The 20,445-nt window shown below is 72.0% G+C and carries 16 protein-coding genes; 5 read left to right on the top strand and 11 right to left on the bottom strand.

Annotated features, from left to right (window positions below; all coding sequences use genetic code 11):
- Positions 1 to 69 precede the first annotated feature (69 nt).
- Positions 70 to 1,560, top strand: a complete 1,491-nt coding sequence (locus AW16_RS0102435) for a hypothetical protein (protein ID WP_156044023.1) — start codon at positions 70 to 72, stop codon at positions 1,558 to 1,560.
- A 41-nt stretch (positions 1,561 to 1,601) separates the two neighbouring features.
- Here the strand turns inward: AW16_RS0102435 and AW16_RS0102430 are convergent, their stop codons facing one another.
- The 6 genes from AW16_RS0102430 to glnA form a co-directional block, all read right to left on the bottom strand.
- Complete coding sequence (locus AW16_RS0102430; protein WP_029287893.1) at positions 1,602 to 2,810, bottom strand: NarK/NasA family nitrate transporter; 1,209 nt, start codon at positions 2,808 to 2,810, stop codon at positions 1,602 to 1,604.
- Complete coding sequence (gene narI / locus AW16_RS0102425; protein ID WP_029287891.1) at positions 2,807 to 3,562, bottom strand: respiratory nitrate reductase subunit gamma; 756 nt, start codon at positions 3,560 to 3,562, stop codon at positions 2,807 to 2,809. The genes AW16_RS0102430 and narI overlap by 4 nt, the downstream gene beginning before the upstream one ends.
- The gene (gene narJ, locus AW16_RS18305; protein WP_369794743.1) at positions 3,562 to 4,209 is read right to left on the bottom strand and encodes a nitrate reductase molybdenum cofactor assembly chaperone; all 648 of its coding nucleotides are present in this window, start codon (positions 4,207 to 4,209) and stop codon (positions 3,562 to 3,564) included. The genes narI and narJ overlap by 1 nt, the downstream gene beginning before the upstream one ends.
- The gene (narH, locus tag AW16_RS0102415; protein ID WP_029287888.1) at positions 4,206 to 5,873 is read right to left on the bottom strand and encodes a nitrate reductase subunit beta; all 1,668 of its coding nucleotides are present in this window, start codon (positions 5,871 to 5,873) and stop codon (positions 4,206 to 4,208) included. The genes narJ and narH overlap by 4 nt, the downstream gene beginning before the upstream one ends.
- Positions 5,873 to 9,589 carry a nitrate reductase subunit alpha gene (locus tag AW16_RS0102410; protein WP_029287886.1) on the bottom strand — a complete coding sequence of 1,239 codons (3,717 nt, stop codon included), beginning with the start codon at positions 9,587 to 9,589 and terminating at the stop codon, positions 5,873 to 5,875. The genes narH and AW16_RS0102410 overlap by 1 nt, the downstream gene beginning before the upstream one ends.
- A 139-nt stretch (positions 9,590 to 9,728) precedes the next feature.
- Positions 9,729 to 11,153: a type I glutamate--ammonia ligase gene (glnA, locus tag AW16_RS0102405; RefSeq protein ID WP_029287885.1), complete on the bottom strand. Its 1,425-nt coding sequence runs from the start codon at positions 11,151 to 11,153 to the stop codon at positions 9,729 to 9,731.
- Positions 11,154 to 11,329: 176 nt separating this feature from the next.
- Here glnA and AW16_RS0102400 point away from each other — a divergent pair, with 176 nt between their 5' ends.
- Entirely contained in the window at positions 11,330 to 11,833 is a 504-nt protein-coding gene (locus AW16_RS0102400; protein WP_197021537.1) for an RDD family protein, read from the top strand.
- A gap of 84 nt (positions 11,834 to 11,917) precedes the next feature.
- Here the strand turns inward: AW16_RS0102400 and AW16_RS0102395 are convergent, their stop codons facing one another.
- Both AW16_RS0102395 and lipA read right to left on the bottom strand, forming a co-directional pair.
- A complete protein-coding gene (locus AW16_RS0102395) occupies positions 11,918 to 12,625 on the bottom strand; it encodes a DUF4191 domain-containing protein (RefSeq protein WP_029287881.1) in 708 nt (235 codons plus the stop codon).
- A gap of 73 nt (positions 12,626 to 12,698) precedes the next feature.
- Positions 12,699 to 13,700: a lipoyl synthase gene (gene lipA, locus AW16_RS0102390; protein ID WP_029287879.1), complete on the bottom strand. Its 1,002-nt coding sequence runs from the start codon at positions 13,698 to 13,700 to the stop codon at positions 12,699 to 12,701.
- A gap of 193 nt (positions 13,701 to 13,893) precedes the next feature.
- On the opposite strand from lipA, the gene AW16_RS0102385 reads away from it, so the two are divergent.
- On the top strand, positions 13,894 to 14,388 hold the full coding sequence (locus AW16_RS0102385) for a flavodoxin domain-containing protein (protein ID WP_051681592.1): 495 nt from the start codon (positions 13,894 to 13,896) through the stop codon (positions 14,386 to 14,388).
- Between the two features lie 102 nt (positions 14,389 to 14,490).
- Here the strand turns inward: AW16_RS0102385 and lipB are convergent, their stop codons facing one another.
- The gene (lipB, locus tag AW16_RS0102380; RefSeq protein WP_029287875.1) at positions 14,491 to 15,144 is read right to left on the bottom strand and encodes a lipoyl(octanoyl) transferase LipB; all 654 of its coding nucleotides are present in this window, start codon (positions 15,142 to 15,144) and stop codon (positions 14,491 to 14,493) included.
- Positions 15,145 to 15,168: 24 nt separating this feature from the next.
- Here lipB and AW16_RS0102375 point away from each other — a divergent pair, with 24 nt between their 5' ends.
- Together AW16_RS0102375 and AW16_RS0102370 are read left to right on the top strand one after the other, a co-directional pair.
- Complete coding sequence (locus AW16_RS0102375) at positions 15,169 to 16,188, top strand: Gfo/Idh/MocA family oxidoreductase (RefSeq protein ID WP_156044022.1); 1,020 nt, start codon at positions 15,169 to 15,171, stop codon at positions 16,186 to 16,188.
- A 94-nt stretch (positions 16,189 to 16,282) separates the two neighbouring features.
- Positions 16,283 to 17,623, top strand: coding sequence for a hypothetical protein (locus tag AW16_RS0102370; protein ID WP_029287871.1), 1,341 nt, complete (start codon positions 16,283 to 16,285; stop codon positions 17,621 to 17,623).
- On the opposite strand, the gene AW16_RS0102365 is transcribed toward AW16_RS0102370, so the two are convergent.
- Positions 17,610 to 18,500, bottom strand: coding sequence for a TIGR01777 family oxidoreductase (locus AW16_RS0102365; RefSeq protein WP_029287869.1), 891 nt, complete (start codon positions 18,498 to 18,500; stop codon positions 17,610 to 17,612). The genes AW16_RS0102370 and AW16_RS0102365 overlap by 14 nt on opposite strands.
- A gap of 77 nt (positions 18,501 to 18,577) precedes the next feature.
- Positions 18,578 to 20,425, bottom strand: coding sequence for a 2-oxoglutarate dehydrogenase, E2 component, dihydrolipoamide succinyltransferase (gene sucB / locus AW16_RS0102360; protein WP_029287867.1), 1,848 nt, complete (start codon positions 20,423 to 20,425; stop codon positions 18,578 to 18,580).
- Between the last annotated feature and the right edge of the window lie 20 nt (positions 20,426 to 20,445).

Genomic DNA, 20,445 nt, shown 5'->3' with positions numbered 1-20,445 from the left:
GGGGCGTTTGCGCTGGCAGGATCGTCGTTGCCGGTCCTCGTCCGGTCACGCTCGCCCACCGCTGGAGGCATGATGACGCCGCCCCGTCCCCGTAAGTCGTCGACCCCGCAGGGGGAGGAGCCCGAGCCGGTGCGCGGTGCCGAGGACCTGCCCTCGCAGCACCCCTCGGAGGCCGACACCGACGTGATCGACGTCGCCGCGGCCGCGGACGCGGAGCAGATCGCCCGGCTCGAACGCGAGAACGCCGAGCTCCGACGCCAGGTGGCGCAGGCGCAGGCCGCCGTCGCCGTCGTGGAGCCCGCGGCGCACCGCACGTCGTCGCTGCGCACGCGCCGCTGGGTGGCCGTCGCGCTCGTCGCGATCGGTGCGCTGCTCGCGCCCATCGGCCTGGTGTCCGCCTGGGCCGAGCGCACGATCACCGACCCCGACCGATACCTCGAGACGGTCGCACCGCTGTCGGAGAAGCCTGCGATCCAGAACGCCATCATCGTGCGGACCTCGGACGCGATCACGTCCCGCATCGACGTGAGCCAGGTGACCGACGAGCTGCAGGCGTTCCTCGTCCAGCAGGGCGCGCCCCAGCAGCTCACGGACCGGATCGGGCTGCTCGAGACACCGCTCCAGAACGGCGTCGACACGCTCGTCACACGCGTCGTCACGCGGTTCGTGCACTCCGACGCGTTCAGCTCGATCTGGCTGCAGGTGAACCGCACGGCGCAGAAGCAGCTCACGGCGATCCTGGAGGGCGACCCGACGACGGTGGCGCAGCTCGACGACGAGGGCAACCTGACCTTGCAGCTCGGACCCGTGATCGACGCCGTGAAGCAGAAGCTCGTCGACGCAGGTCTCGGCATCGCGGCGAGCCTGCCTGAGATCAACCCGACGGTAGCGGTGGCGCAGTCGGACTCGCTCGTGCAGCTGCGGCACGGCTACCAGCTCATGAAGACCCTGGGGGACTGGCTGCCGTGGATCGCGCTCGCGTTCCTCGTCGCCGGCGTGCTGGTAGCGCCCCGGCGTGCGCGCATGACGGTGGCCGCCGCGCTGGCCGTGGTCGTCGGCATGCTGCTGCTGGCGGTCGGGCTCGCGATCGCCCGGAACGCGATCGTCGGCGCCCTGCCCGCGGGTTCGTCGGGCGCCGCCGCGACCACGTTGTTCGAGGGCCTCGTGCGGTTCATGCGCATCTCCATGCGGACCGTCGCGGTCGTCGGTCTGCTCGTCGCGGTCATCGCGTTCTTCGCGGGCGGCTCGGCCGCGGCGCTCGCGGCGCGTCGTTCCGCCTCCGGCGGTGCGGGCGCGCTGCGTGGCTGGGGTGCTGGTCGCGGTCTGAGCACGGGAGCGTTCGGTGTGTGGCTCTACCGGTACCGGGTCGTGACCCGGTGGGTGGTCGGAGCCGCCGGCGCACTCGTGATCATCCTCGCGGACACCCCGACGCCCGGCCTGGTGTTCGGGGTGATCCTCGTCGCGCTGGCCGTGATCGGTGTGCTGCAGCTCCTCTCGGCGCCTCCCCAGGTCGAGGCCGACGCCGAGGCGCAGGACGCGCCGACGACGGTCACCGGCTGAGAGAGGGCGGAGCCGCCCGCGACGGGCGGCTCCGCCCGGCCTCACGGCTCTCGGCGGCGCATGCCGAGCAACGTGTAGAGCAGCGTCGCGACGGCGGTCGCGCACAGCAGCGCCAGCCCGACGGTGTAGCTGTGGTCGGTCTCGTCGTACGTCGCGCCCATGACGAGCGGCGGGAAGAACCCGCCGAGCCCGCCCGCCGCACCGACGATGCCGGAGACGCTGCCGACGCGCTCCTTCGGTGCCTGCGCGGCCACCCAGGCGAACACGCCGCCGGTGCCGAGACCGAGGAAGGCCGCGAGCAGGACGAACGCGATGCCCGCGGGGACCTCCGGCTGGGGCTGCAGCGCCACGACGACCGCCATGACCGCGACGCCCGCGAACGATGTCGCCGCCACGGCCCGCGGACCGACACGGTCTGACAGCACCCCGCCCAGCGGGCGGCAGATCACGGCGGCGATCGCGAAGCCCGCGGTGCGGGTGCCGGCCTGCGTCAGGTCGAACGAGTACACGTCCTTGAGGTAGGTCGGCAGGTACGTCGAGAAGGCGACGAAGCCGCCGAACGCCACGGCGTACAGCAAGGACATCTGCCATGTGACGGGCAGGCGCATCGCTGCCGCGAGCTTCGGCACCACCGGGTCCGTGCTGGGCGACCACCCGGGCGAGTCCCGCATCATCACCCACACGATCGCCGCGACGACGAGCAGGGCGACCGCGATGATCACGTGCGTCGCGCCGTACCCGAACCAGGTGACGAAGCGTGGCGTGAAGAACGCCGACAGCGCGGTGCCGCCCATGCCGGCGCCGAACACGCCGGTCGCGAACCCGCGGCGCGCGGCGGTGTACCACGCGTTCACGAACGGGATGCCGACCGCGAACGTCGTGCCGCCGATCCCGAGGAAGAAGCCGAACAGCAGCATGAGACCGTACGACTGCTGGTTGCCGGCGTAGGCGACGAGCAGGACGAACGGCGCGGTCGCGACGAGCAGGACCGTGAACATCAGCCGCCCGCCGAACCGGTCGGTGAGAGCGCCCGCGAGGATGCGGCCCAGCGACCCGACGAGCACGGGTGTCGCGACGAGGAGCGACTTCTGCGTCGCGGACAGGCCCATCCCCTCGGCGTAGCGGACCCCGAGCGGGGCGATCATGTTCCACGCCCAGAAGCTGATCGCGAACGCGAGGGTGGCGAGCGCGAGGTTCTTCGTCTGCCCGGTGCGCAGCTCCGCGGGCGTCGTGCTCGTCGTCGCCGTCATCGGGTGCTCCTGTCACGGTCGGGTGTGCCGACGGGGCTCCAGCCTGCGCGCGGTCGGCCGGTCGGGGCGGGCTGCACCGCGTCACGGCTGCGGTACACGACGTAGGGGCGGAACAGGTAGTGCACGGGTGCCGTGAACGCGTGGACGAGGCGTGTGAACGGCCAGGCCGCGAACAGCAGCATCCCGACGAGCACGTGGACGTGGAACTGCACCGGCGCCGCAGCCATCGCGTCGACGTCGGGGTCGAGGCGGAACAGCGACCGGAACCACGGCGACACGGTCTGCCGGTAGTCGTGCGCCTCGGCGCCCGCGCCGACGGCGACGAGCGTGGTGAGCAGGCCGAGCGCGATCGCCCCGACGAGGAGCACGTACATGGCCTTGTCGTTCTTCGTCGTGGCCATGAACACGGGACCGGTCGTGCGCCGGCGCACGATCAGGATGACGATGCCCGTGAGCGTGCACACTCCTGCGATGCCGCCCATGACCAGAGCGGTCACGTGGTACTGCGTCTCCGAGATCCCTGCCGCCTCCGTCCATGACTCCGGGATCACCAGGCCGCCGATGTGACCGACGAGCACGACGAGGATGCCGAAGTGGAACAGCGGCGACCCGATGCGCAGCAGGCGCGACTCGTAGAGCTGCGACGAGCGCGTGGTCCACCCGAACTTGTCGTACCGGTAGCGCCAGACGGTGCCGAGCACCAGCGTCGCGATCACCAGGTACGGCAGGACGCCCCACAGGACCACGTCCATCAGCGGCCTCCTGCGTTCGACGCGGACAGGGGGAGCAGGCGCGGGTCGTACGGCTCGAGGCCGACGAGCTCCGCGGGCGGTCCGTCGACCATCGCCTGGACGGCGGCTCGGTCGGCGGGCGAGGCGCCGGGCAGCGTCGCGCACACCGCGGCGACGACCTGTCCGTACGCCAGGGTCGACGGCGTCGCGTCCTCGACGAGCCCGATGCGCAGCAGCTCGAGGCTCGGGCGGTACTCGCGCAGGATCTGCTCGCCGACGTCGGGATCGACCGTCGCAGCGAACTCGAGCACCATCGGCAGGTAGTCGGGGAGCTCTCCGCGCGTGTCGACCAGGAACCCGCTCGCGCGGTACGCCGCCTTGAACCGGCCGAGCACCTCTCCGCGTCGGCGGGTGTCCCCGTCGGTCCAGTACGACAGGTAGAGGGCGTGCCGGCGGGACAGGTCGAACACCTCGACGTACCGCTGCTCGAGCTCGGGCAGCGGGCACCGCTCGAGCAGGTCGAGCACGGCGTCGAAACCGCTGACCCGCTGCTCGCGCAGGGCGGCACGCACCACGGGCGCGCGCGCGACCAGCTCGGCGTCCGGGTACGTCAGGCACGACGCGGCCGCCTGCCGCACGACGCGCGTCCGGGTGCTCACGGTGCTCACTTCGCACCCTCGTCGCGTCGGGGGAACAGCCCGGGCGGTGAGCCGTTGCCGTCCCAGTTCAGGAGGTTCACGCGTCCGCGCAGCTCCTCGTCGCCCGCCGCCTGGTCGCTCGTCTGGCGCTGCTGGAGCGCGTGGAACGTCTCGACCGCGACGGGGACCGGCCGGCCGCTGGCCTCGCCGAAGGGTGCGGACCCGTACATGCCGGGCCCGTCGTCGAAGTCCAGCGAGCAACCGATCTCCTCGAGGTCGTGCGCCTGCTCCGCGTGCGCCTTCGGGATGACGTAGCGCTCGTCGTACTTGGCGATCGCCATGAGGCGGTACATCGCGTACATCTCCTCCTCCGTCATCCCCACCGAGGCCGGGATCGACGCGTCGGACGCTCGACCGAGGTTGATGTCGCGCATGTACGCCCGCATCGCCGCGAGGCGTCGCAGCACGTCCTCGACCGTGCGCGTGTCACCCGCCGTGAAGAGCTCCGCCAGGTACTCGACCGGGATGCGCAGCGAGTCGATCGCGCCGAACAGGACGTCCTGGGCCTCGGCGTCGTGGCCCTGGCTCGACAGCAGGTCGACCACGGGCGAGAGCGGCGGGACGTACCAGACCATCGGCATGGTGCGGTACTCGGGGTGGAGCGGCAGCGCGACCCGGTACTTCTTCGCGAGCGCGTACACGGGCGAGCGGCGTGCGTGCCCGAGCCAGTCCTCGGGGATGCCCTGGGCACGCGCCGCCGCGATCACCTCGGGGTCCTCGGGGTCGAGCAGGAGGTCCATCTGGGCCTCGTAGAGCTTCTTCTCGTCAGGCTCCGACGCGGCCGCGGTGACCGCGTCGGCGTCGTAGAGGAACAGCCCGAGGTACCGCAGACGACCGACGCACGTCTCGGCGCACACGGTCGGGATGCCGACCTCGAGCCGGGGGTAGCAGAACGTGCACTTCTCGGCCTTGCCCGACTTGTGGTTGAAGTAGATCTTCTTGTACGGGCAGCCCGTGATGCACTGCCGCCAGCCGCGGCAACGGTCCTGGTCGACGAGGACGATGCCGTCCTCGGACCGCTTGTAGATGGCCCCGGACGGGCAGCTCGCCATGCACGCGGGGTTGAGGCAGTGCTCGCAGATCCGCGGCAGGTAGAACATGAACGTCTGCTCGAGCTCGAACCTGATCTTGTCCTCGGACTCGCGGCGCACGCGTTCGACGATCGGGTCGAGGTGCCCGAGCTCGGACGTGCCGGCCAGGTCGTCGTCCCAGTTGGCCGACCACGTGACCTGGGTGTCCTCGCCCGTGATGAGCGACTTGGGGCGCGCGACCGGGAAGTCGTCGCCGAGGGGAGCCTCGACGAGCGTCTTGTAGTCGTAGGTCCACGGCTCGTAGTAGTCCTCGAGCTCGGGCTGCACGGGGCTGGCGAAGATCGACAGCAACCGCTTGACTCGGCCACCGGTCTTGAGGCGCAGCCGACCGCGCCGGTCGAGCTCCCAGCCGCCCTTCCACCGGTCCTGGTCCTCGTGCCGTCGCGGGTACCCCTGGCCGGGCCGCGTCTCGACGTTGTTGAACCATACGTACTCAGTGCCCGCGCGGTTCGTCCAGGCCTGCTTGCACGTCACGGAGCACGTGTGGCAGCCGATGCACTTGTCGAGGTTCATCACCATGCCCATCTGGGCCATCACGCGCATCAGTAGGTCACCTCCTGCGAGCGCTTGCGGATGGTCGAGACCATGTCTCGCTGGTTGCCCGTCGGGCCGAGGTAGTTGAACGTGTAGGACAGCTGCGCGTACCCGCCGATGAGGTGCGTCGGCTTCACGAGGAGGCGGGTCACCGAGTTGTGGATCCCACCGCGCCGACCGGTGGCCTCCGACTTGGGTACGTCGATGGTCCGCTCCTGCGCGTGGTGGACGTAGACGACGCCCGTGGGCATGCGGTGGCTCACGATCGCCCGGGCGACGAGCACGCCGTTCGCGTTCGTCGCCTCGACCCACTCGTTGTCGTGGACGTCGATCGCCTCGGCGTCCTGCGGGCTCATCCAGACCGTGGGGCCGCCGCGGCTGAGGGAGAGCATGAACAGGTTGTCCTGGTACTCCGAGTGGATCGACCACTTCGAGTGCGGCGTGAGGTACCGCACGGTCACCTGCAGGCGGCCGTCGGGTCCCAGGACCGGCTCGCCGAACAGGCGGTGCATGTCGAGCGGTGGCCGGTAGGTCGGCAGCGCCTCGCCGACGTCCGTCATCCAGTCGTGGTCGAGGTAGAAGTGCATGCGCCCGGTGAGGGTGTGGAACGGCTTGAGCCGCTCGATGTTGACGGTGAACGGCGCGTACCTGCGGCCGCCCGTCTCCGAGCCGGACCACTCGGGCGACGTGATGACCGGGACCGGTGCGGCCTGGGTGTCGGCGAAGCTGATGCGCTTCTCCTCGGCGCCCTCCGCGAGGTCGCGCAGCGGCTTGCCGACCCGCTCCTCGAGCGTGCGGAAGCCCTGGACCGCCAGCGCGCCGTTCGTCGTCCCCGAGAAGCGCAGGATCGCCTCCGCGAGGTGCTGGTCGGTCTCGATCGCGGGACGTCCCGCGCCGGCCCCGCTCGACATCACGCCGTTGCTGCGCGCGAGGGCTGCGACCTGCTCGTCCAGGCGGTAGGTGATGCCCTTGACCGTGAACCCGAGCGAGTCCGCGAGGGGACCGACCGTCGCGAGCTTGTCGGCGATCGCGGTGTAGTCGCGCTCGACCACCTGGAACACCGGGGTGTTCACGCCGGGGACCGCCGGTACGTCCGGGTCCTTCCAGTCGCGCACCGTGCCCCCGGGCTGCTTGGTCTCGCCGGGCGTGTCGTGCTGCAGCGGCACGGCGACCAGGTCGCGGCGCGTGCCCAGGTGGACCTGCGCGAGGTCCGAGAACCGGCGGGCGATGTCGGTGAAGGCCTCGAAGTCGGTGCGCGCCTCCCAGGGGGGCGAGATCGCAGGGCTGAACGCGTGGACGAACGGGTGCATGTCCGTCGACGACAGGTCGTGCTTCTCGTACCAGGTCGCCGCGGGCAGGACGACGTCGGACAGCAGCGTCGTCGACGTCATCCGGAAGTCGGCCGAGACGAGGAGGTCGAGCTTCCCCTCGGGCGGGTCGTCGTGCCAGACCACCTCGCTCGGCCGGGGCGCCTCGGGGTTCTCGCCGCCGAGGACGTTCGAGTGCGTGCCGAGCAGGTTCTTCAGGAAGTACTCGTTGCCCTTGGCCGACGAGCCGAACAGGTTGGATCGCCACAGCACGAGGGTGCGCGGCCACGACTCGGGCGCGTCGACGTCGGCGATCGCCGGCTGCAGGCGTCCCGAGCGCAGCTCGTCGACCACGTACGAGGCCGCGTCCGTCGCGCGGCCCTCGTCGACCGCGGCGGAGGCCTCGTCGGCGACGTCCAGCGGATTGCGGTCGAACTGCGGGTAGAACGGCATCCATCCCAGCCGCGCCGACTGCGCGATCGTGTCGGCGGTGTGCTTGCCCGCGAGGTGGCCCTTGGCGAGCGGCGAGCTGAGCGAGTCGGCGGAGTAGCCGTCGTTGCGCCACTGCCCGGTGTGCATGTACCAGAAGGGCGTGCCGGCCATCGTCCGGGGCGGCCTGCTCCAGTCGAGCGCGTTGGCGAGCGAGATCCAGCCGGTGATCGGTCGGCACTTCTCCTGGCCTACGTAGTGCGCCCAGCCGCCTCCGTTGCGACCCATGGAACCGGTGAGGACCAGCAGCGACAGGATCGAGCGGTACGTCGCGTCGCCGTGGAACCACTGGCAGATCCCGGCCCCCATGATGATCATCGAGCGGCCGCCGGACTCCTCGGCGTTGCGGGCGAACTCGCGCGCGACCCGGATGCACTGCTCGGCCGGCACGCTCGTGCGCTCTGCCTGCCACGCCGGTGTGTACGGCGTCTCGGCGTCGTCGTACCCGGTGGGCCACTCACCCGGCAGCCCGGGTCGTGCGACGCCGTACTGCGCGAGCATGAGGTCGAGCACGGTCGTGACGAGGTGCCCGCCGACGCGTCGCGCGGGGACGCCAAGACGCAGCACGGACCCGGTGCCGTCGGCGTCGACGAACGCCGGCAGCAGCACCTCGACCGCCTCGCTGCCGTCGCCCTCGAGCGAGAGCGCCGGGACGGTCCCCTCGAGATCCAGGTTCCACCGCCCGGTGCCGCTGTCGGCGTAGCGGAAGCCGATCGAGCCGTTCGGGACCACGGGTTGCCCGGTCGCCTCGTCGAGCAGCACCGTCTTCCACGCGTCCTCCGCCGCATCCCCGCCGAGGTCGGACGCGGTCAGGAACTTCCCGGCGACGAGCCCCGTCGTCCCGTCGTCGCCCGCGTGCTCGTCGAGGCGGACCAGGAACGGCAGGTCGGTGTAGCGGCTCACGTAGTCGGCGAAGAACGGCGTGCGCCGATCGACGTAGAACTCCTTGAGCAGGACGTGGCCCATGCCCATCGCGAGCGCCGCGTCCGTGCCGGCCTGCGCGGCCATCCACTCGTCGGCGAACTTGGTGTTGTCCGCGTAGTCCGGGCTGACCGTGACGACCTTCGTCCCGCGGTAACGCACCTCCGCCATCCAGTGCGCGTCCGGTGTGCGCGTGACGGGAACGTTCGAGCCCCACATCATCAGGTAGCTGGCGTCCCACCAGTCGCCCGACTCGGGCACGTCGGTCTGGTCGCCGAACACCTGCGGGCTCGCGACCGGCAGGTCGGCGTACCAGTCGTAGAACGACGTCATGACGCCGCCGATGAGCTGGATGAAGCGGTTGCCGACGCAGTGCGAGACCATCGACATCGCGGGGATGGGAGAGAACCCCGTGCACCTGTCCGGCCCGTGCACCTTGATCGTGTGCACGTGCGCCGCGGCGACCATCTCCACCGCCTCGCGCCAGCTCACGCGCACCAGCCCGCCCTTTCCGCGAGCCTGCTGGTAGCGGCGCCGCTTGACGGGGTCCCCGACGATCTCTGCCCACGCGTCCACAGGGTCGCCGAGCCGCTCGCGGGCCTCGCGGAACATCTCGACCAGCACCCCGCGGGCGTACGGGTAGCGCACGCGCGTGGGGGAGTACGTGTACCAGGAGAACGCCGCACCGCGCGGGCACCCGCGCGGCTCGTACTCGGGCCGGTCCGGCCCGACCGACGGGTAGTCCGTCTCCTGGCTCTCCCAGGTGATGATCCCGTCCTTGACGTACACCTTCCACGAGCACGAGCCCGTGCAGTTCACGCCGTGCGTGGACCGGACCACCTTGTCGTGGCTCCACCGGTCCCGGTAGAACACGTCGCCCGCCCGGCCGCCCTCGCGGAACACCGCGCGGCCGTCGGCCGTCTCGTCCCAGCGCGTGAAGAAGCGTCCTGCTCGCAGGAGCGCCTCGCTACCCGGACCGTCGATACCCGCCCGTGACGACGTCGTCATGGTCGCCACGTTAGGGCAGGTGGGTCACGTCGCGCCCGAGATACGGCCGATGATCTCTCGTGCCGTCACTCGGGACGCCACGAGGGGCGCCCCGCGAACGGGACGCCCCTCGTGAACCGAACTGATCGGGAGCAGCCGATCAGACGTCGTAGTACAGCTCGAACTCGTGCGGGTGCGGGCGCAGCCGGATCGGGTCGACCTCGTGCGAGCGCTTGTAGTCGATCCACGTCGAGATCAGGTCGGGCGTGAACACGTTGCCCGCCGTCAGCCAGTCGTGGTCGGCCTCGAGGTTGTCGAGCACCTCCGAGAGCGAGCCCGGGACCTGCTGGATCTGCGCGTGCTCCTCCGGGGGCAGCTCGTACAGGTCCTTGTCGACCGGCTCCGGCGGCTCGATGCGGTTCTGGATGCCGTCGATGCCGGCCATGAGCATGGCCGCGAACGCCAGGTAGGGGTTCGACGACGGGTCCGGCACGCGGAACTCGATGCGCTTGGCCTTCGGGTTCGAACCGGTGACCGGGATGCGGATGCACGCGGAGCGGTTGCGGGCCGAGTAGACCAGGTTGACGGGCGCCTCGAAGCCCGGCACGAGGCGGTGGTACGAGTTCACCGTCGGGTTGGTGAACGCGAGCAGCGCCGGTGCGTGCTTGAGCAGACCGCCGATGTACCAGCGGGCGACGTCCGACAGGCCGCCGTAGCCCTTCTCGTCGAAGAACAGCGGCTCGCCGTCCTTCCAGAGGGACTGGTGCACGTGCATGCCCGAGCCGTTGTCGCCGAACAGCGGCTTCGGCATGAAGGTCGCCGTGCGGCCGTTCTTGTGCGCCACGTTCTTCACGACGTACTTGAACAGCTGCACCTTGTCGGCCGACTTGCCGAGGGTGTCGAAGCGGTAGTTGATCTCCGCCTGGCCGGCGGTGCCGACCTCGTGGTGCGCACGCTCGACCTGCAGGCCCAGCGCGTCCAGCTGCAGCGAGATCTCGTCGCGCAGGTCAGCGAACTGGTCGACCGGCGGGACGGGGAAGTAGCCACCCTTGTAGGGGGTCTTGTGGCCGAGGTTGCCACCCTCCTCCTCGCGACCGGTGTTCCACGCGGCCTCGATGGAGTCGATGTAGTAGTACGACGCGTTCTGCTTCGTCTCGAAGCGGATGTCGTCGAAGATGTAGAACTCGGCCTCGGGCGCGAAGAACGCGGTGTCGGCGATGCCGGTCGAGCGCAGGTACGCCTCGGCCTTCGCGGCCACCTGGCGCGGGTCGCGGCTGTACGGCTCGTCGGTGTACGGGTCGACGATGTGGAAGTTGATGTTGAGCGTCTTCTCCACGCGGAACGGGTCGACATACGCCGTGGAGACGTCCGGGACCAGCTTCATGTCCGACTCGTGGATGGCCTGGAAGCCGCGGATCGACGAGCCGTCGAACATCTGGCCGTCCGTGAAGAACGACTCGTCCACGGACGCCGCCGGCACGTTGAAGTGCTGCATGACGCCGGGCAGGTCGCAGAACCGCACGTCGATGAACTTGACGTCCTCGCTCTTGATGAACGCCAGGACTTCCTCTGGCTTGCTGAACATCCGCTGCTCCTCGGTTGATGGCACCCGTACTGGGCAGAGCAGACGCTACGAGCGCGTGGTTTCCCGGTCGTGTACCGATTGTTTCCGTGGTGTTACGTCCTGGCGCCGGGTGTAACGATCGGCCGCGAGGACGGCGCGTGCGGGTGTGGGCACGCACCGCACCTACCCTGGTGGGTGTGAGCACGCGAGACAACATGGGTTCCTGGCTCGAGGGGGGACCGACCGACGAGCGCGGCCCCGGGACCCGTCTGGGGCTGCCGCCCGAGGGACCGGGTTCGCTCGCGCGGACGGGGCGCCGCGTGCTCGCGCTGCTGATCGACTGGGTCGCCTGCCTCGCCATCTCCGCGGCGTTCTTCCACGGCGGCGCCCCCAGCGGCGTCTGGCTGACGAGCGGGAGCCCGACGGCGACGCTGATCATCTTCGCGGCCGAGAACTTCCTGTTCGTCGCGGCGCTCGGGCACAGCCTGGGCCACCGGGTCCTCGGCCTGCGGGTGCGGCCCGTCGTCATCGAGCGCGACGGCGACGGCCGGGCCGAGCCCGACGACGGGCGCGCCCCCGGCTTCGGCCGCGCGCTCGTCCGCACGGTGCTGCTGTGCCTCGTGATCCCGGCGGTCGTGTGGGACTCCGACGGCCGCGGCATGCACGACCGCGTCGCGGGGACGGCGATCGTCCGCCGCTGACACGCCCGTGCTGAGACGACCATGACGCACGGACGGCCGGCCGCGACGAGGGGACCGGCCGTCCGCGGTGGTCACGAGCGCCGGTCAGCGCCCGCGCATGCCCTTGCGGTCGGGGCGCGCGCGCAGGGGGTCGACGCCCTTGGGCACCGGCAGCCGCACGCCGCCGAGCGCGGTCAGGCGCTTGCCGACCTCGGCGACCTCCTGCTTGGTGAGCTTCGGCTTGAGCTTCTGCACCGCGCGCGGCAGCTTGCGCAGCGCGACCTGACCCTCGTCGTTGCCCGACTGGATGATGGTGATCGGAGCGCCCGAGATCACGCGCGCCGTGCGCTTGCGCTCGGACTCGAGGAGCTTGCCGACGCGGTGCGCGGGCCCCTCGGACACGAGCACGACGCCGGCGCGACCCAGACCGCGGAACACCATGTCCTGCGTGCGCGGGTCGACCGCGACGGGCTCCTCGCCGAACGTCCAGCCGCGGCGGATCGTCGACAGCGCCGCGCGCGACGCGCCGGGCTGCCCCTCGATGTTGGTGTACGCGGCGGTCTCGGCGCGGCGCGCGAGCACGAACATCGCGCCCAGCGCTGCGAACGGCAGGCTCAGCAGCAGCATGTAGAGCCAGTGCCCGATCGCGAACCCGATGATCAGGCCGAGCGCCAGGACGCCGACGAAGATCGCCAGCACGATCCACGTGACCGCCGGGTCGGTCCGGCGGGTCATCTGGTACGCCTGCCAGATCTGCGTGTACCAGCGGGTCTTCTTCGCCTTGGGGGCGGAGGGGGTGGTGTCGCGCGCCATGGTCCCGGAGTCTACCGACCACCGACGACCCCTCCGGCCGTGCCGGGGTGCTGTCCGCTGAGGGCGCAGCGCGTCAGCGCGCGAGCAGGCTCGACGCCTCCTGGCGTGCGGTCGTCGGCTCGCCGAGGTGCGCCAGCGCGGCCGGGATCTCTTGCCCGCGTCGCCGCATGGCCTGGCCCCAGAGGCGGCCTGCGCGGTACGACGAACGGACGAGCGGACCGGACATCACGCCAGCGAACCCGATCTCCTGGGCGGCCTCGGAGAGCATGACGAACTCCTCCGGCCGGACCCACCGGTCGACGGGGTGGTGACGCACCGACGGGCGCAGGTACTGCGTGATCGTGATGAGGTCGCAGCCGGCGTCGTGCAGCGCCTGCAGCGCCTCGAGGATCTCGTCGGTGGTCTCGCCCATGCCGAGGATGAGGTTCGACTTGGTGACGAGGCCCGCCTCACGCGCACGCGTGATGACGGACAGCGAGCGCTCGTAGCGGAACCCCGGCCGGATCTGCTTGAAGATGCGGGGGACCGTCTCGAGGTTGTGCGCGAGCACCTCCGGGGCCGACGAGTTGACCTCGTCGAGCAGCTCCGGCACCGCGTTGAAGTCGGGGATCAGCAGCTCGACACCCGTACCGGGGTTGACCGCGTGGATCTGGCGCACGGTCTCCGCGTACAGCCATGCGCCGCCGTCGGGGAGGTCGTCGCGCGCGACGCCGGTGACGGTCGCGTACTTCAGGCCCATCGCCTGCACCGACGCGGCGACACGGCGCGGCTCGTCGGCGTCGAAGTCCGCGGGCTTGCCCGTGTCGATCTGGCAGAAGTCGCACCGGCGCGTGCACTGGTCGCCGCCGATGAGGAACGTGGCCTCGCGGTCCTCCCAGCACTCGAAGATGTTGGGGCAGCCGGCCTCCTCGCACACCGTGTGCAGGCCCTCGCGCTTCACGAGTCCCTTGAGCTCGGAGTACTCCGGTCCCATGGTCGCGCGCGTGCGGATCCACTCGGGCTTCTTCTCGATGGGCGTCGCGGCGTTGCGTGCCTCGACGCGCAGCATGCGACGGCCCTCGGGTGCGATGGTCACCCGGCCACCCTAACCGGCGCGCGCTGCCGACCCCAGACGGACGGCCGACGGACGGACGTGACGACGGCCACCCCCGCGCCAGGACGACTCCGGACGATCGGGACCCAGGTCCCGGGCGGGGGCGCTCGACGAGGGGAAGTGTGGGTGTCATGACGTCGCCGACGCGGGCGGCTCGAACAGGAGGGACGGACCGGTGCGACACATCCTGGTCAGCGTCGCCTCGAGGCACGGCTCCACCGCCGAGATCGGCGAGGAGGTCGCGCTCGAGCTGGCGCGTGCGGGGAACTTCGTCGACGTGCTCGAGCCCGACGAGGTCGACAGGGTCGACGACTACGACGCCGTCGTGCTGGGCTCCGCCGTGTACGTCGGACGGCTCGCCGTGTCGCTGCGCGCGCTCGTCGAGCGTCAGGGTGGGCAGCTGCGGGACAAGCCCGTGTGGCTGTTCTGGTCCGGTCCGCTGGGCGACCCGCCGCTGCCGCCGACCGTCCCGGACGACGTCCGGGCCGTGGTGAGCGCCGCGGATGCGCACGACGCGCGCTGCTTCACAGGAGCGCTCGACCGCGGGGGCCTCGACCTGAGCGAGCGGGCGCTCGTCGCGCTCACGCACGCCGAGCCGGGGGACTTCCGCGATTTCGAGGACGTGCGGCACTGGGCCAGGGACGTGGCTCGCGAGCTCGCGGCGGTGTAGCCCGCCGCGACCACAGACGCGTGGCGGTCCCGCAGCAGCGACGAGGGCGGTCGCGGGACCGCCACGCCACCCGCGTGGGTCGACGGACGACCCGGCCTGCGATCAGACGAGTGCGGCAGCGAGGACCGGTCGCAGCGCGTCCGCGAGGTGGGTGCGCACGATCGGGGTGACCTCCGCGAGGGTGACGCGGCGCCCCGTCTCCTCGGACAGCGACGTCACGTCGGCGTCGAGGATGCCGCACGGCACGATGCGCGAGAACTGCTCGAGATCGGGCTCGCAGTTGAGCGCGAACCCGTGCATGGTGACGCTCCTGCTCACCCGCACACCGATCGCGGCGACCTTGCGCTCGCGCCGCGTGCCGTCGGCCGCGAACCACACACCGGAACGACCCTCGACGCGCACCGCCTCCAGGTCCAGGTCGGCGCACGTGCGGATGAGCGCCTCCTCGAGCGCGCGGACGTATCGCACGACGTCGATCGGCTGCGCGAGCCGGACGATCGGGTAGCCGACGAGCTGCCCCGGACCGTGCCACGTGATGCGCCCGCCACGGTCGACGTCCACCACGGGTGTGCCGTCGACCGGCCGGTCCCACGACGCGGTGCGCCTGCCGGCCGTGTACACGCTCTCGTGCTCGCACAGCAGCACCGTGTCCTCGCGCGTGCCGTCGGCCACCGCCGCGTGCACCTCACGCTGCAGCGCCCACGTCGGCTCGTACGGCAGCAGCCGCGTGCCCAGCTCCAGCTCCTCGAAGCGCATGACCGTCAGGCTAACCGCAATATGGTGGGGACCATGCGCGTGGGACTTGTCGGGTACGGCGGTGCAGGACGCGGGATCCATGCCCGCCTGGTGCGGTCCGCGGGCCAGCAGGTGACGCACGTCGTGACGTCGCGACGTGGTGAGCAGGTCGAGCAGGACTGGCCGACAGCGGTCGTCGTGCCTGACGTCGACGCCCTGCTGCAGCACGTCGACGACCTCGACCTCGTGGTCGTCGCCAGCCCGAGCGGCGACCACGCCGAGCATGCGATCGCCGCGCTCGCAGCCGGCGCCCACGTGCTCGTCGACAAGCCGCTCGCGACGACGACGGCCGATGCACAGCGGCTCGTCGACGCCGCCGACGGCCGGCTGACCGTCTTCCAGAACCGGCGCTGGGACCCCGAGCAGCTCGCGCTCGCCGGCCTGCTGGCCGGAGGTGCGCTCGGCGACGTGCACAGGTTCGAGCGACGCTGGGAGAGGTTCCGGCCCCAGCCGATGGACCGCTGGAAGGAGAACGACGTCGAGGCAGGTGGTCTGCTGCTCGACCTCGGCGCGCACCTCGTCGACTCCGCCGTCCAGCTGTTCGGTCCGGCGCGCACGGTCTACGCCGAGCTGCGGTCACTGACGACGCCTGCGCCCGACGACGTCTTCCTCGCGCTCACGCACGAAGGCGGCGTCGTCAGCCACCTCCAGGCCGGCGCGGTGGTCGGCGCGCCCGGGCCCCGCACGCGCGTGCTCGGTCGCACAGCTGCCTACCTGGTCACGAGCTACGAGGGCGAGCCGACGCCGTTCGCGGCGCTCGACGACGCCTACGAGGAGAGCCGGCGCCCCGGCGAGCCCGAGCACGAGGGCTGGTTGGTCACCGGGGCGGAACGCGTCCCGGTCCCGCGCCCGCGTGGCGGCCACCAGGACATCTACCCGGCTCTCGCACGGTGGGCGCTCGAGGGCGGCGCGGTCCCCGTCGACCCCGCGGACGCCGTCGCGACCGCGCACGTGCTCGACGCCGCTCGCCGCAGCGCGGAGGAGGGCGTCGTCGTCACGCTGTAGGACACGGCGACGCCTCGCGTCGCGGGCGTGCGGCGAGACGAGGCCTGTGGACGAAGGCCGACGGCCTCGCCCGATTCCCGGTTGCATGCGTCACATGGAGCCGTTGCTCGTACCGCAGGACGTCGCCGCCGCGCTGGCCGAGCGCTCGCTCGGTGCGGTCGCACCCGCCGGACCCGAGGGTGCGGGGTGGCTCGCGTCGCATCTCGAGCACCCCGACCACTACGTCGAGCTGCACGTGCTCGCGGGCGACGTCGACCACGACGTGGCGCTCCGGCTCGACCGCCTTCGCGCCGTGCGCCACCCGCACGTCGCCGGACTGCTCGACGCGATGCAGATCGGGCCGGGGCGCATCGCGCTGCTCGTCGAGCACGTGCCGGGGCTGACGCTCGCCGAGCTCCGGCCCGCACGCGGCCCGTTCGGCGACGGGGAGGGAGTGACGCTCGTCGTCCCCGTGCTGCAGGGCATCGCGGCGCTGCACGACGCCGGCCTCGTGCACGGGCCCGTGACCGCGTCCTCGGTGGTGGTGCGGCCCGACGGGCGTCCCGTGCTCGTGGACCTGCGCGGCGCGGTCCTCGGCACGGGTTCCGTGGAGGGCGACGTCCGGCGGTGGGTCGCGACGCTCACCGCGATGCTGCCGTCGCCCGAGCTCGACGCGCTCGCGCAGATGCCCGTCGGCTCGACGTTGCGGGAGCGACTCGAGATCGCGCTGCGCGAGCCCGTCGGCATCGACGACCTGGTGCGCGCCGCGTTCGACGCCGCGGCCCCCGAACCTGTGCGCGTACCCGAGCCCGAGCGTCTCGCGGCGGGTGCGACGCGTGCCGCGGCCCGGCCACCGGCGGCCGGACGCGCGCGTCGGCCCCAGCGGTCCGGGGCAGGGGTCGGGCGTCCCGTGCGGCGTGCTGCGCTGCTCGCGGCGGTCGCGTGCGTGCTCGTGGTCGGCGCCGTGGTCGTCGCGACGCTGGGACGACCGGGCGACGCCCAGGCGTCGGCGGGGCCTCATGCGTCGTCCACCGCGACCGGCACGACCGCGTCCGGCGGAACACCTGCAGACGACCCGGTCGCCGCGGCCCGGACCCTCACCGCCCGGCGTGCCGAGGTGCTTGCGAGCGGTGGGACCGAGCCGCTCACGGACGTCGAGGTCCCCGGCGGACCGGCGTTCCTGGCCGACGACGCTCTGCTCGGCCAGCTGAGCGGTACACGGCTCGAGGGAGTCCGGACCCAGGTCCAGGACGTCGAGCTCATGCACCTCGCCGGGTCGGGGACCAGCGGGAGGGGCAGGGCAACCGTGCGCGTCACGTCCTCTGTCGGCGCCCACACCCGGATCGGTGCGGACGGCTCGCGCACGCGCGTCGCGGCGTCGGCGTCGCGCGTGGTGGTCCTCGAGCTGCACGGCACCCGCGACGGGTGGAGGGTCTGGTCCGTCAGCGCGCCGTGACCACCCAGCGGGCGGCGCTCGCGAGATCGGGGTGCGTGGGCTCGAAGCCGCTCTCGTCGAGGACGGTCGGGACGGCGCGCACGGACCCCAGCACCTCGGAGGAGAAGTCACCGAGCGCGAGCCGCAGCGTCCATGCGGGAACGGGGAGCAGGGCGGGGCGATGCATCGCGTGCGCGAGCGCGGCGACCACGTCCGCGTTGCGGTCCGGCGCGGTGACGAGGTTGACGGGGCCGGCGACGTCGGTGCCGAGAAGGTGCTCGATCGCGCGGACCTCGTCGACGAGCGTGATCCACGGCCAGAACTGGCGGCCTGACCCGAGCCGGCCGCCGAGCCCGAGCCGCAGCACCGGCAGCAGCCGCCCGAGTGCACCGCCGCCCTGACCCATGACGATCCCCGTACGCAGGTGAACGACGCGCGCACCTGCGTCCCGCGCAGGGTCGGCCGCCGCCTCCCACCGACGCACGACGTGCGCGAAGAAGGTGTCGCCGTACGGCTCCTGCTCGTCGAGGAGCGCTTCCCCGCGAGAGCCGTACGCACCGATGCCTGACGCCTGCACGAGCACGCGCGGCCCGTCGCCGAGCGTCGCGATCGTCCGCGCCACGAGGTCGGTGCTGCGGACGCGCGACGCGAGCACCTCACGCTTGCGTGCTGTCGTGAGCGGTCCCGACGCCGGGTTCACGCCCGCGAGGTTCACCACCGCGTCGGCGTCGCGCAGCGCCTCCGCGTCGATCGTGCCCTCGTCCGGGTCCCACGCGATCTCGTCGGCCCGTTCGGGTGCGCGACGCACGAGGAGCCGCACGTCGTGGCCTGCGCCGCGCAGGTGCGGCACGAGCGCCCCGCCGATGAACCCGTGCCCGCCACCGATGACCACTCTCATCGGTCCACCCTACGTATGGATCGACGACGACGCCCCCGCTCCCTCGACAGGGAGCGGGGGCGTCGGTCGAGCGGACGTCAGAGGCCGAGCTCGGCCTCGAACGCACCCTCCTCGATGCGAGCCTTGACCGCCGAGAGGTAGCGCGACGCGTCGGCGCCGTCCACCAGGCGGTGGTCGTAGGACAGCGAGAGGTAGCACATCGAGCGGATCGCGATGACCTCGGCGCCGTCGGCGTCCGTGATCACGACGGGGCGCTTGACGATCGCGCCCGTGCCGAGGATCGCCGACGTACCGCCGGGGACGATCGGGGTGTCGATGAGCGCGCCGCCCGAACCGGTGTTGGTCACGGTGAACGTCGCGCCGCTGAGCTCGTCGGGCGTGACCTTGTTGTCGCGCGTGCGGCCGGCGAGGTCGACGATCTTGCGCGAGAGCCCGGCGAGGTTCAGGTCGCCCGCGTCGCGGATCACCGGCACGAGAAGGCCGCGCTCGGTGTCGACCGCGATGCCGACGTTCTCCTGGCCGTGGTACGTGATCTGGTTGCCCTCGAGCACGCCGTTGATCTTCGGGTAGGCCTTGAGGCCCTCGATCGCGGCGAGCACGAAGAACGGCAGGAACGTGAGGTTGACGCCCTCGCGCGCCTTGAAGTCGTTCTTCGCGCGGGCGCGCAGCCGGGCGACCTTCGTCACGTCGACCTCGACGACCGTCGTGAGCTGCGCCTGCGTGTGCAGCGCGTCGACCATGCGCTCGGCGATGATCTGGCGCAGGCGCGAGGCCTTCTCCGTGGTGCCGCGCAGCGGCGAGACGGCGGGCACCTTGGGGGCGGCGGCAGCGGGAGCCGGCGTCGTCGCGGCAGCAGCGGGCGCGGCAGCAGCCTTCTCGGCCTCGGCCTTCGCTGCCTCCGCCTTCGCGGCGGCGTCGAGGACGTCCTCCTTGCGGATCCGACCGCCGACGCCGGTGCCCGTGAGGGTCGAGACGTCGACACCCTTGTCCGCGGCGAGCTTGCGCACGAGCGGCGTCAGGTAGCTGCCGGCAGCCGACGGTGCAGCGGCGGGGGCCGGTGCAGCGGCGGGGGTCGCCGGGACCGGAGCCGGCACCGGGGCGGGGGCCGCCGCGGCGGACTCCTGCTCGGCTGCCGGCTCGGGTGCGGACTGCGGCTCAGGCGCGGGCTGCGCCGCGGCCGGCTCCTGCGCGGGCTGCTCGGGTGCCGACTGCTCGGCGGGGGCCTCGGCCGGCGCGGCCTGCGCCGACGGCGCTGCGCCCGTGCCGATCACGGCGAGCACGGCACCGACCTCGACCGTCTCGTCCTCCTGGACCAGGATCTGCTGGAGCGTGCCGGCCAGCGGCGACGGGATCTCGGTGTCGACCTTGTCGGTCGAGATCTCGAGCAGCGGCTCGTCGACCTCGACGGTGTCGCCCACGGACTTGAGCCAGCGCGTCACGGTGCCCTCGGTGACGGACTCGCCGAGCGCCGGGAGCGTGACGTTCTCGCCGGTGCCGGCGTCGCCCTGCGGGGCGGCGGGCGCCGCGGACGACTGCTCCGAGGGTGCCGAGGCCTCCTCGTGCTGCTCGGGCGCCTGCTGTGCGGGAGTCGCCTCGGCGGCCGGCTCCTCGGCGGGCGCCTGCTCAGCCGCCGCCTCCTGCGCGGGGGCCTCGGCCTGCGGCTGCTCGTCGGCAGCCGTGGCGCCGTCGCCCGAGCCGATCACCGCGAGCACGGCACCGACCTCGACCGTGTCGTCCTCCTGGACCAGGATCTGCTCGATCACGCCGGCGAAGGGCGAGGGGATCTCGGTGTCGACCTTGTCGGTCGAGATCTCGAGCAGGGGCTCGTCGACCTCGACGGTGTCGCCCACGGACTTGAGCCAGCGCGTGACGGTGCCCTCGGTGACGGACTCACCGAGCGCCGGGAGCGTGACGTTCTCGGACATGACCTTTGAGTCTCCTTCGA

Origin of the sequence: Cellulomonas sp. HZM, assembly GCF_000708885.1 — a bacterium.
Lineage (GTDB): Bacteria > Actinomycetota > Actinomycetes > Actinomycetales > Cellulomonadaceae > Cellulomonas.
This window is presented reverse-complemented; position numbering and strand designations above follow the sequence as displayed.